The sequence below is a fragment of the Paenibacillus tuaregi genome (assembly GCF_900086655.1).
GTDB lineage: Bacteria > Bacillota > Bacilli > Paenibacillales > Paenibacillaceae > Fontibacillus > Fontibacillus tuaregi.
The window spans coordinates 2658747-2671330 of the sequence record NZ_LT575476.1; the positions used below are offsets into that span (position 1 = coordinate 2658747).

11 protein-coding genes are annotated in these 12584 nt (G+C 45.2%); 3 read left to right on the plus strand and 8 right to left on the minus strand.

The window, feature by feature from the left end; translation table 11 throughout:
* Positions 1–594: 594 nt before the first annotated feature.
* On the minus strand, positions 595–1335 hold the full coding sequence (gene nfsA / locus BN6628_RS12275) for an oxygen-insensitive NADPH nitroreductase (protein WP_068617787.1): 741 nt from the start codon (positions 1333–1335) through the stop codon (positions 595–597).
* A gap of 278 nt (positions 1336–1613) precedes the next feature.
* Here nfsA and BN6628_RS12280 point away from each other — a divergent pair, with 278 nt between their 5' ends.
* On the plus strand, positions 1614–1958 hold the full coding sequence (locus BN6628_RS12280) for a winged helix-turn-helix transcriptional regulator (RefSeq protein ID WP_068617789.1): 345 nt from the start codon (positions 1614–1616) through the stop codon (positions 1956–1958).
* Positions 1959–2643: 685 nt separating this feature from the next.
* Complete coding sequence (locus BN6628_RS12285) at positions 2644–3489, plus strand: PIG-L deacetylase family protein (protein ID WP_068617790.1); 846 nt, start codon at positions 2644–2646, stop codon at positions 3487–3489.
* A gap of 176 nt (positions 3490–3665) precedes the next feature.
* Here the strand turns inward: BN6628_RS12285 and BN6628_RS12290 are convergent, their stop codons facing one another.
* Positions 3666–4592, minus strand: coding sequence for a ketopantoate reductase family protein (locus BN6628_RS12290; RefSeq protein WP_068617792.1), 927 nt, complete (start codon positions 4590–4592; stop codon positions 3666–3668).
* Positions 4593–4755: 163 nt separating this feature from the next.
* On the opposite strand from BN6628_RS12290, the gene BN6628_RS12295 reads away from it, so the two are divergent.
* On the plus strand, positions 4756–5307 hold the full coding sequence (locus tag BN6628_RS12295; protein WP_187386133.1) for a TetR/AcrR family transcriptional regulator: 552 nt from the start codon (positions 4756–4758) through the stop codon (positions 5305–5307).
* A 151-nt stretch (positions 5308–5458) separates the two neighbouring features.
* On the opposite strand, the gene BN6628_RS12300 is transcribed toward BN6628_RS12295, so the two are convergent.
* The 6 genes from BN6628_RS12300 to nirB all read right to left on the minus strand — a co-directional run bounded on the left by BN6628_RS12300 (position 5459) and on the right by nirB (position 12582).
* Positions 5459–6178, minus strand: a complete 720-nt coding sequence (locus BN6628_RS12300) for a hypothetical protein (protein WP_235847628.1) — start codon at positions 6176–6178, stop codon at positions 5459–5461.
* A 111-nt stretch (positions 6179–6289) separates the two neighbouring features.
* Positions 6290–7642: a sensor histidine kinase gene (locus BN6628_RS12305; protein ID WP_235847629.1), complete on the minus strand. Its 1353-nt coding sequence runs from the start codon at positions 7640–7642 to the stop codon at positions 6290–6292.
* 71 nt (positions 7643–7713) lie between these two features.
* Positions 7714–8421 (minus strand): response regulator transcription factor, encoded by a 708-nt coding sequence (locus BN6628_RS12310; protein ID WP_068617800.1) that lies wholly within the window; start codon positions 8419–8421, stop codon positions 7714–7716.
* A gap of 507 nt (positions 8422–8928) precedes the next feature.
* Positions 8929–9762: a uroporphyrinogen-III synthase gene (locus BN6628_RS12315; RefSeq protein ID WP_068617802.1), complete on the minus strand. Its 834-nt coding sequence runs from the start codon at positions 9760–9762 to the stop codon at positions 8929–8931.
* Positions 9755–10120, minus strand: a complete 366-nt coding sequence (locus tag BN6628_RS12320; protein ID WP_068617804.1) for a nitrite reductase (NAD(P)H) small subunit — start codon at positions 10118–10120, stop codon at positions 9755–9757. Before BN6628_RS12320 ends, BN6628_RS12315 begins: the two co-directional genes overlap by 8 nt.
* 20 nt (positions 10121–10140) lie before the next feature.
* A complete protein-coding gene (gene nirB, locus BN6628_RS12325) occupies positions 10141–12582 on the minus strand; it encodes a nitrite reductase large subunit NirB (protein WP_068617806.1) in 2442 nt (813 codons plus the stop codon).
* Between the last annotated feature and the right edge of the window lie 2 nt (positions 12583–12584).

The window sequence follows — 12584 nt, forward strand, 5'->3', positions numbered from 1 at the left end:
GTTCATTTGACCGTTTCTTCCATCTCCGACATCATTTATGTGCTGTTTGATTGCGCACGTCGTTCGTCCGACAGCTTTCACAAGAGTTTAAATATCTGGCTCCGACGTTCGCGTCCCCTCCCTTTGTAGCCGGTCGGATCCTTAAGTTAGCTCTACAAATATGAATCTGTTTAGATCATCATCTAATCGGTAATCGGACCAAGTTCTTGTCCTGGACGCTGGACAGGAACTTGGTCCGATAAAACAAAAAAGCCGCTAAATTAGCGACTTTCAATGAGACTATGTTCTTGTCCCTCGACAATTGACAAAAAAACAAATATCTTTTTCCCTCTAAAATTTTCATCCATCATTTTTTAATAAAAATTAAAACCCGTTGGGCTTTTAGTAGTACTCGGTTACGCTGGTCACTCTGGTTTTCCCAGACGCCAACGATTGTCTCTTCCAGTAGTCTTTAGATCAATTCCCGAGAGTGTACTTCGGCGCCCGGAAGACAACGAACTTATTTTTTAGAGCTTCGAGCGCGCCCGGACGGTGATGTTCGGTAGGCTTAAAATAGTTCCCACCTGTTCAGAGGATGGGGACTTTAAGCTTACTTTATTTTTTCGCATATCCTTGCTTGTTCAAATAGTTCATCATTTGAGGGAGAATACTTCTCTGGAGATGATCTTGGATATGCTCACTCCATCCTTTCACTCTTTTCACTGTGAAGGGAGCCATAACCGGGCGGCTCTCATAATACTTCAACATGGCTTCATCATAGATGGCTAATTTCTCTTGATCCAGTGGTTGATACTGATTTTCCAGCATGACCATGGATTGAGGCAGTCGCGGCTTAAGTTCAGGTTTTTCTTCTGCCGGGGTACCGAGGCATAATCCCACCAAAGGTATCACATACTTCGGCAATTTCAATAGGTCAGATAATTCGTTAATATTAGCTCTGACAGCTCCGATAAATACACCGCCAAGTCCCATGGATTCGGCTGCTGTTAAAGCATTTTGTGCCATCAGTCCAGCATCGAACGTACCAACCAATAGGAATTCGATATATTCAATATCCACCTTTGGAGCAATTTGATGATTACGGTTGAAATCTGCACAAAAAATCCAAAATTCTGGTGCTTCTTCAATATAGGGTTGATCCATACTGAGCTGCATCACTTTTTTTCGAAGATCAGGATTTGTGATTCGAATAATCGAAACGGCTTGAAGAAGACTGGAAGATGAAGTTTGACTGGCTGCTTTAAAGATTGCTTCTCGCTGTTCTTCTGTCAAGGGTTTATTAGTAAAAGATCGCACAGATGCATGATTATGAAGCAATGAAATGGTTTCATTCATGTAATCCATCTCCATATTTATTTGATATAATAACTCCGTATTGATAAGGAACTCTCATATTTCGCGTAGTGTTCTTTCCCTACTCTCCTTTATGCTGTACAGGCTTAGAGTTGAATCATCTTTTTGCTATAATTACATTAAGACTGCTAACTAAACATTGGCCAATGTTGTTCTGTCCCGGTGACATTGACACTATCATAAAATTTTTCGTTGGATCCGCAAAGAGGGCAATATAAATGAACATAGTACAACTTTTTGTACCTTTAGGGGGGATATCGATGAGGGTCTGTAATGAAGGATTTGATAAAGCGTTTATCGATGATAACAGGGATATGTACGCGATATCCTTTACCCAATATGTCCTTTCAGGACGTTGGAAACACTTTATATTATGGTATCTAAGAGGAGAAACGCGTCGCTATACGGAGATAAAAAAATTTCTTGGCGGTTTATCGCAAGGCTCTCTCACAAAGCATCTTAAAGAGCTGGAGCAAGATGGGGTCATTAAACGTGAGGTCTATCCGGAAGTTCCTCCACGGGTAGAGTATTCGCTTACAGACAAGGGAAATAAATTACTGCCGATTCTTGAGAAGATGAAAGACTTCGGAAGAGAATACGGCTAAAAAAAATTGTGGCTGAATCTAGGTAAGCGTCAAATAGTCCCCACCTGTTCAGCAGATGTGGACTTGAATAAAAGTGAGAAATTACACAATGGGTAGCAATCTACCACCATAACCGTATCGATTTACTTTAAACGGAATAATAAAAACATCGCCGATATTGACTTTCTTCCTTCTCATAGTCCAATCCTCCAACAACATCTGGCTCGCACTATCCTGCCCTTAGTTTAACGACAAAATTAGTCATAAATCTAACTCACCCAATAGTTGAAATAGTTGTTCACGCATTTTTTCTTCATAATATTTTATTCGAATTCTTTTCAACTAACCTGCCTGCTAGCTTAACGAAATTCATTGCATGGAACCCTAACTACCTATCTGATCAGTAATCGGCACCGTTGAAACTTAATCATCAACGGTTTTTTAGAAATTCAATTTTTTACACATTATTTTCTTCTTACAGTTATTAAGCAATGGGAGATTTAATTGTTTCGGGGTATGACTAGGTTGAAAAAGCAAGAAAGGTTGTTAATAATACAGTCCTAATTTAAGATTGGCTCTGCCAGCCAATATCTTTTCTATTTAACATTGTCTTTAAACTCGAATCCGTTTAACTTCATTACCATTATTTTAAATAAATGATATAGTAGTTATATATCCAATTAATGTTAAAAAGAGGTGTTCAGCATTGAATCATCACTACCTGTTCGTTTCCGCCCATCTGGACGATGCTATTATTTCATGCGGCGATTATATCGATTCGCTTGTTCGTGCTGGCCACCATGTGACCATAGCAACTGTTTTCACTGGTTCTGGCACAACTCTATCCCTACTTGCTCGCATCCTACACAAAAAATTCGGGCTCAGCTCCGACGTGATGAAAGTGCGCCGGGAAGAGGACGTTAGAGCATGCGACCTACTCGGTGTGGATACGATTCATCTGGACCTGCAGGAATGTATCTATCGTAAAGATCCGGGCGGTGCCCCCTTATATAAAATGCTGGACGATTTGTTCCATACTGACTACGAGACCGAGCTGGACCTGATTTCTGAGGTAACAACAGTGCTTTCAACACGTCTCTGTCTTACAGACTACGATCATATTTATATTCCGCTTGCAATCGGAAGACATGTGGATCATGGTATCGTACGGATTGCGGCTGAACAAGCTGTACGAAATATTAGTGATTTGGAAGTCTCTGCCCGTTTGATTTACTACGAAGATCTGCCGTATTTAAACTATGGTCAAGATTTGCAATGGGAAATTGACTTAGCACAGAACTTACATCCCGTCTACATTTCGCTTCCCAAATGCAGTTTGAAGCAGAAGGCTGCGGCTATTCTGGCATACCGCTCCCAAATCCGCCTATTATGGCACTCCAGATGGGAGATGCTTAAACAAGTGATCCAACATGCCCATTCGTGCCGCCCGCCAGGGCTTCAGCTCGATCCAAACACATATTGTTTCCGACTGCATGCTATGAGTGCGCCTAACCAAGTACCACTTGCTACACACGTTCCTTGGAACTTTTAATAAGTCGATAATAAAAAGTATGTTCTTGTCCCTCGATAGTTCTTGTCCATTTCGGCAATAGTACAATGTTCTTCTCACTCTCTATCGGAAAGACAGGCCGTAAGTACGGCCCTGTAAGTGCTTCAACACTTCCCGACATCACTCTTCACGATATATCACATGGCTTGCAGCAGTGACTATGATTGAGTAAGGCAATCTGTCTCTAACGCATTCCAGTTTGGCGTAGGCACATTCGACCTTGCCCTCCATTCGGTAAAGTCCTCATTCAAGGCAGTGAGCTCAACTGCTGTCCCATCAATCAACCTGCTAACCGGAAGCATGAAGAAAATCTTCAACGCACAGCGGATTAAGTTTGGATAGCCGGTAATCCAAGACGCCTGCTTCGCAGGGGTTAACGGGTACCCCAAGGATTCAAGTACACGAAAGCCCTCTCCCATTGCCGCCACTAACTGACGCATTCGCCTGTTGTCACGGACAACTTGTTTCATCTGGAAGCTATGGAACAGAATGACCATGTTCATGGGCACGACCAGCACCATGTGGTTTTTCAGCCAGGCATCGATCTGATCATGGTAACTGAGCTTGTATTTGGTTGTCATGAATGCCTGCTCCAGCAGGGAGCGGAACGGAACAGGACCGTCCAGACCCCCGATGACCATCTCCCCGTGGCCGACACGAATGCAAATGACTCGTCCGTCGGTACGTGTACCTGCGGTAGTTTGAAATCCAAAAGCGACCTGTTTAGGTGACGTTCCATGTTTACTCAAATGGTCCTGCATGGCGTAGGTATTCATATTGTTGCCGACCAATACGATATGTCGGCTAACGTTTTCTTCGAGGATCGGTAGCACAGCCCCGAAATCCGAATATTTCATCATGACGAAGATCAAGTCATACGCGTCTCCTGACTCTAGCCTACGAATTATACGAACCCGATCAACAGTTGTCTTGCGCTGAAGGTAATGCCGAATGACTAGTCCCTCCTTTTCCAGTTCCTCCGCTCGCTTTCCTCTTGCCAACACAGTCACGTCATGACCGCCCTTTACCAGGACATGTGCCAGATAGCTTCCCTGCACACCTGCACCGTACACAAGTATATTCAATATTATCGCTCCTTTTATAATTAACAGTTGTTGAATATATAACACCTGTGGATTACAATCAAGATATCATTGGAACGGATGCAGGTGCAATGGCTAATTGCTGTCGTTTCTGTTGAGAAATGAACAACGAATGATGTATGTGTTCAGGAAAGAGGGGAGAACTATGGATCGGCGCATCGTACGATCAAGACAAATGATTATGCAAGCGTTCATTGGGCTGCTGGGAGAGCAGGAATTTGAGAGGGTCACCATTCAAGGTATTGCGGATCGGGCCAATGTCAACCGCGGAACGATCTATTTGCATTTTACAGACAAATATGACCTGCTGGAACAGAGCGTGGAAACGTATCTGATGATGCTGGCTGACAGTTGTGTGCCGGAGGATGGGCCAACCAATGAACTGTCCCGGGACCTGCTGATTCGTACGTTCACGTATCTGAAAGAGCATGCAGAAATTTATAGCGTTTTGATTACCAATAAAGGTATTCCGACGTTCAGACACCGTATGACACAGATGATTGAAGCGAATATCACTTTGGTGGTGAAACAAATGAAATTAGAAACCGGTATCCACAAAGATGTGTTGGCGCAATTCTTATCCGTTTCCATTACGGGGTTGATTGAGTGGTGGGTCGTCCAATCTATGCCATACACGCCAGAAGAGATGGTTGAACAGATGGCTAGAATTTTGGAAGCAAGGCTGCAGCTATGGTAAACGAATTAAATTACATTGGAATCTTGAGGGTTACAGATCAAAAACCGGTCAGCTCGATACGATTCTTTAAACGAGAAAAATACCTGCCCTCTCCCGGACAGGTATTAAAGGTGAGTCGTATGAATGGCTTACTAACATCGATCACTAAATATTAGTCCAGAAGGCTGTAGATCTGAATGCTCTCCACCTTGGCATCCTTGATATGAAACGACATCACATCCACATAATTGGATGGCTCGTAACGGAAGTCATCCTCCTCATTAGGGGCTCCATTACCAAGCAGCTTCCCCTCGGGGTAGGCGGTTTTAAGTGTATCCAGGCTATCTCCTGCTTTAATGTTTCGCACTGTCGCGTACTTAGGATCTGTAATTTCGATATGAAAAATGGAGTCTTGTTTCCCCTTCGGTATACTGATTGTTTTAATCTCCAGACCAGGATACGTATAAACCTTTTCTGTAAAACCGATTAACGTATCCATGTTTGTTCCATCGTCGGCACTGTACGTATGAGACTTCAGGTTATCCGGTTTGCCCAGCATCTGTTCCATCTGATCTTCATTCGCTGTATCCGAAATCGCAATGGTGATCTCATTATAGACAAAAGCAAGCTCCTTCAGCACCACATTGCCTTTCTTCTCCATCGAACCTTCCTTAATAGTTTCAGCGCTTTGTCCTTTCGAATTTTCTGAAGCAGGCGAAGTAGAATTTGATGCTCCTCCGCCTTTGGCCTGTTCGTCGGGCGTGTTTTTTTCTGCCGAGTTCTGCGCCCCTTCTGGCGACTTGGCACCACTCGACTGACAGCCCGTCATTGCCATCGTTAGTAAAATACTCAGCAGGATAACAGCTGTAGCTTTGTTTATCCATTTCATCATGATCCCTCCATAAATGTGTGATTTCTTCTTATGAAGTGATTATAAAAAAAGCATTTGTTAGTCTCATAACAGAATTGTACCAATCTTGTAACGTCAACTATTTGCGCGTGTTTACGCACGAGGTAACACAATCGTAACGGTCGTTCCTTCCCCGATTTGACTTTCCATGTCGATATATCCATTAAATCGCTCTACAATCTCTTTGCAAATAGAAAGTCCAAGACCTGAACCGTTCGCTGTGCTTGCATTTTTCGCCCGGTAAAAGCGTTCCTGCACTCTCTCCAACTCATCGCCCGCGATACCAATGCCTTGATCACGTATCCGTATAATTACCTCGCTTGGCGTATGTGTAAGCTTCAATTCGATTAGCGATGAACTGCCTGAATATTTGATGGCATTGTCCACAAGATTGGCGATCGCATGGGACATCAGCATGGGATTCACGTTGGCGTAGACTCTCGTCATAAGCTTATCCTCTTGTTCCGCTTCCGCCTCCCTGAATATAATCTCAATTCCTTTATCTTTGGCTTTGGCTCTCATACTCGTTGCGACTTGCTGAATCAGTTCGTTCATTTCCGTTTTCCGGGCTTCCAGTTCGTTAGAACCAGCCTTGTCGAATCGGGATAGCAGCAACAGTTCATTAATCAAGCGCGTCAGCCGATCCGATTCCTGCAGCAGATGAGCATAGATTTTTTGCAGTTCCTTGTTCTCGTTCTCCCCTTCATACAAGTATTGAGAGAAACCACGAATGGCTGCCAAGGGTGTTTTTAACTCGTGAGATACGTTGGAGACAAATTGTTTCTGGTACTGAATGTAATCATGAAGCTGCCGCCCCATGGAATCCAGCCCATCTGCCAGCATGCCCAGCTCATCCTTCCGGTTTAGATGAACTCTCCGAAACTCCTGTCTGGAGAAACTTTGCGCAGCGCCCAGCAACAGCTTAATCGGCTTGGTTGTGCCCCGGGCAATCCACAGACTGGCTAACGTAATCAGTACAATAAATCCGCCTGCACCCGCAAACAGGATATAACGGATTTGATCCATAATCGCATAAAAGTAGGAAATGTCCTCCACGAACTCATACACATAAGCGTTTTGGTAGTATTGATCCTGAATGGGAGTGGCAAAATAAAGCAAATGATCTTCCGTTACGGTGTAGGCATAACTGCCGCTCAGGGCTTTCTGAATATTCTTTTCAAAAATAAGAGGTTTGCCATCATTAATGATGATGCCATCCACAGCCAAGCCCAGCAACTGCTTGGAGCTGTCATAGATACGTACTTCCTTGCCTGAAGCTTTCAGCTTCTCCAGAGCAAGTCTGACGATTTCTTTGGTCTGCGGCTCTCCTGTCGATGATCTATGCTGTGCCAACACCTCACGGAAGGACAGCTCGGACAGATCCGCCCTCTCCATCATCTGTTTCTCAATGGTAATGAAGCTGTAGTAATCGATGGCTTTATTCACCGCAAAAATGATGATGCTAAAGGACAGCACGGAGAAAAATAAATAATTCAGCAGTAACCGGGTTGCATACTTCAGGCCTCGCCACCTCCAAGTTGATAGCCAAATCCATAGATCGTCCTTACATACTTCGGTTCGTCCGCGTTATCCTCCAGCTTCTTCCGTAATCGCATGATGGTCATATCCACACTGCGACTGTCCCCCATAAAGTCATAGCCCCATCCGATCTGCAGCAGCTCATCCCGGGTAAAGATTTTGTCTGGCCTTTTGAGTAACGTTTCCAGAATTTTAAACTCTTTGGCTGTTAAAGACACGGGTACATCGTTTTTCAGCACCCTTCGGCTTTCCAGATCAAATGTCAGCTCTTCATGAATGATGCGAGTAGATTTCACTTCTGTTCCTTCACCTGATTCCTCCTTGCTCTCGTTTCTTCTCAGAATCACCTTGATCCGAGCGAGCAATTCACGATTGTCAAAGGGTTTGGTCATGTAATCTTCCGCCCCTAGCTCTAGTCCCAATACCTTGTCGATTACCTCATTTTTGGCAGAGAGCATGATCACAGGAACGGCACGTTTCCCGGTGATTTCCTTACACAGGTCATATCCGGAGCAGTCAGGCAGCATCAAGTCAAGCACCACGAGATCCGGCCCAAAAGCATCCAGCAGCTGCAGGGCTATTTTACCGTTCTCAGCCGTTTGAACGACGTAGTTTTCTCTTCTCAGTACGAGCTCAATTAAATCTCTGATTGCGACTTCATCGTCAATGACAAGTATTTTCTTCAATGTGCACTCCTTCTAGCCTTGTTCCCCAGCTTGAATCATAATTTACCCTCATCTTAGCACAGACACTTTAGATTCCTCCACTAACTGGAAAATGAACACTTAAGGTCCTTTTTTTGTACTGGTTTCATCCATTCTTTCAGTGCCTGAAGAACCTGCTAAAGCTGTTCCTGTCGCATAGGATGCAAGGTTAAAATACCCCTTTGATCTGATCTGTGTGTTTCAGTCACTCAAAAGAGACACAATACTTCTACTCAGATATTCATCTCATCGAAATACAAAAACTGTCCTGCATAATGCTACTTAATGAGGTTTTAATCGGTATAAGTCCTTGATCTTGGCTAGAGACACAAACTTGTACCGCTAAAACAAAAAAGCCGCTAAATTAGCGACTTTCTATGGGATCATGTTCTTGCCTCTCGACAAGACTGTTGTCACTGCTCGCTAACACCCCGAGTGGGACAGCCCTTGTATTCCTGCCTTTACTCCAGATATTTGTGTTCTCCGCTTTTAATCTACTTTTACTCCACTTTGCTGACCTTCATAATAATTCGCGAGCTCTACGATTAAAGCACCCATTCGTTCTTTCTCAGGCACGATAATCCGGCTTATCCCTTGATCTCGAAGCGCTTCAGCCGTTACTTTACCGATAGCGGCAGCCAGTACATCCTGTTCAAAGACGGCTTTCACCTCTTCTTCACGCCCATGTTCTCTCGCATAATCAAATAAATATCCGACTTGAACTCTTGTTGTGAAACAAACGGCATCCACTTCCCGCTGAATCAGTTCATTCATAATCGTTGCAAGCGTCTCCTGCTCAGGAGCTTGATAATGATAAGGCAGTATGACCTGAACATCCATGCTGCCCTTGTTTTTGATAAACTGATATAACTGCGACGACAACTCGCCATGAAGCTGAATCCACACCTTTTGACCAATAAAATCAAATACCTCAAGCTTTTCGATCATACTGGCAATCGTTCCATCGTCATCACAGACGACCGGATGAATACCAGATTTCTTTAAAAAGGCGTTTGTTTTGTAACCGCGGCAGGCAATCTTGGTTTCTTTCAATCTCTTTTCGAATTCAGAGACCGCGTTAATCCTCTCCGCAGCGTGAATCATGGATTCAAATCCAATACCTGTCGTGAAAATAAACCAGTCTGCCCCCTGCCGGATAAAGCGCTTTACATCCTCTTCCACTTCAACCGGATCAGAATATGTCACTCCCTGAAGTGACCGGATAAGGGGGACTCCTCCTCTTCGTTCAATAATCTCCGCCATTTCTTCTGTCTTTTGCGACCCGGCAATGACAATTTTTTTGTTCTGAAGGTCTTTACTCATGGAGCAGCCCTCCCTCATTCTTAAGTAATCCAACTCGCACCTCGTTTCCGTGAATCTGAACCGGATAAGTCCGAACCTGCCCCGTATCAGGATCAAGCACCTTACCATCCGTCAACGATATTTTCCAGTCACAGATCGGGTCGAACAGGACCTCCCCGGATATAATTCCTTCTGCAATCGTGCCTCCGCGCGGCCCAGGGCTTTTATTCTCAAGCGCATAGATTTGTCCGTCCGTTGTCTTGAATACCGCAATCTTATCCTTACCCAAGTGCACAACCCGTCCCAGTCTCTCCGTGAAATCATCTACATTGCCAACAAGGTAATACGTGTATTCATTTCTGTTCAATATAGGTTCCATCTTGCAGCCCCTTCCTGTTTCTAATCCTGTTTCGTAGAGACATTGATCTCTTCAAACATCCGTTCCCTTAAATTTGAATTATTCAGGATTTCACTCCAAGGTTCCTTCACCTGCGCCAGAGCGACCTCCATTCGCTCAGCCAAAGCCCGGCGGTTATCCAGATCATTGACTACAGCTTCGGTGACGGATTTAAGTCCCATCCTTTCGATCCATTCCGAGGTCCGCTCCAGATATTTGCCTGTCTCCCGGTAGTACTGCATGAACGCGGAGACAATCTCCAGAAGTTCTTCATCTGTCCGTACCTTACACAGAAGTTCAGCAAGTCGGGCTTTAATCCCGCCATTACCACCAACGTAAATTTCCCATGCCCCCTCATTGCCGACGATCCCAATATCCTTGGTTGATGACTCCGCACAGTTACGCGGACAGCCATTTACGGCGAGCTTGAACTTGGCTGGCATATCTAACCGCTCGAACTTCTTCTCGAGGATTATTCCCATTCCCATCGAATCTTTCGTGCCAAAACGGCAGAACTGTGATCCCACGCAGGTCTTCACCGTACGCAGCGCCTTTGCATATGCATAACCGGACGGCATGCCAAGGTCCTTCCAGATCTTCGGCAGGTCCTCCTTTTTGACCCCAAGCAGGTCAAGCCGCTGACCACCGGTTACCTTAACCAGCTTGACGTTGTATTTGTCGGCAATATCAGCAATAAGTCTGAGATCCTCCGGTGTGGTTACCCCGCCGTACATCCGCGGCACAACGCCAAAGGTACCGTCCTTCTGGATATTCGCATGCATCCGTTCATTCACAAAACGTGAATCTTTCTCGTCCACATGCTCAGCGGGCCAAATCATACCCAGATAGTAGTTCAGCGCAGGACGACATTTGGAGCAGCCCTCCGGGTTATCCCAATCCAGCGCATACCTTACTTCTTTAGATGTGATCAGCCCCTTTTCTTTAATCGCCGTCACGACTTCATCTCTGCTCAGTGTGGTACAAGAACAGATTGCTTCCTGTTTCGCCGCCGCTGAATCATATTTGTCCCCGAGCACATATTGAAGAATCTGCTCTACAACAGGTCGGCAGCCTCCACAAGAACGCGATGCACTTGTTGCGACCTTGATCTCTTCCACCGTGGTTAATCCCTTTTCGTTAATGGCATCGACAATGTGTTTCTTTGTCACACCATTACAACCGCATACGATTTCCTCATCCGCCAGATCTGCGGCCGTATTCCCCGTTTCGACGGAAGCTTGTCCCACAATCGCATCATGAATGGCTTCTGTCATCACGGTGCCTGTTCGAATCCACTGCTGCAGTCTGGAGGATTCCTTACCGTCACCGATCAGAACACCGCCGACGATCCGTCCGCCGCGCAGCAGCACTTTTTTGTAAATACGCCGCCAGTCATCATGCATCCGCACAATAGACAGCCCTTCTGCATCCATAAACTCACCAGCGGAGAACACGTCTACGCCAGATATTTTGAGTTGAGTAGATACCACAGATCCTTCATACGGCTTCGTCTCCACTCCGCATAGATACTTCGCAAGAATAGCCCCCTGCTCAAATAGCGGAGCTACGAGTCCATATGTAATACCCCGATGCTCGTTACACTCCCCTACCGCATAAATATCTGGTACTGAAGTACGCATAAAATCATCCACAAGAATACCGCGATTAACCTCAATGCCGCTTTTCTTGGCTAGTGCAGTGTTTGGCCTGATCCCTACCGCCATGACTACGAATTCCGCATCCAGTGTCGTTCCGTCGGTAAAACGAATACCGCTGACCCGATCATCTCCCAGAAACTCCTCCGTCTGTTTGCCGGTAGCAAATTTCAAACCCTGGCTTTCCAGCTCTGCCTGAAGCATCAGCGAGGCGGTATGATCGAGCTGACGTTCCATGATCTCCTCAAACAGATGGACCACTGTCACATCCATCCCCAATTTAAGCAGCCCCTTGGCCGCCTCCAATCCAAGCAAGCCCCCGCCAATAACAGCGGCCTTCTTGTACTGATCTGCTGCATGCAGCATGTTCTGGCAATCTGCAATATCTCTGAAACCTACAATTCCTTCTTTATCTGCTCCTGGAACAGGAAGCATAAACGGATTGGAACCGGTTGCAATAATGAGGGTGTCGTATGGAACCTTTATACCATTGTCTGCTTTCACGATTTTTTGTTCCGTATCAATATGCGTTACAGTCGTTCCCGTATGTAGCTCTATTCCGTTTTCTAAATACCAATCCCAGTCGTTCAGAATGATGTCTTCTACTGCTTTACTCTTCTCTAGCACATACGATAACTGAATACGATTGTAGTTGGGATAAGGCTCGCTTCCAAATACGGTGATCCTGTAGGTGCTCGGCGCCAGTTTTAATATCTGTTCCACCGTGTTGATGCCCGCCATCCCGTTGCCAATCAAGACTAGATGCCGACGTTCTTGTACTTTCACCATGC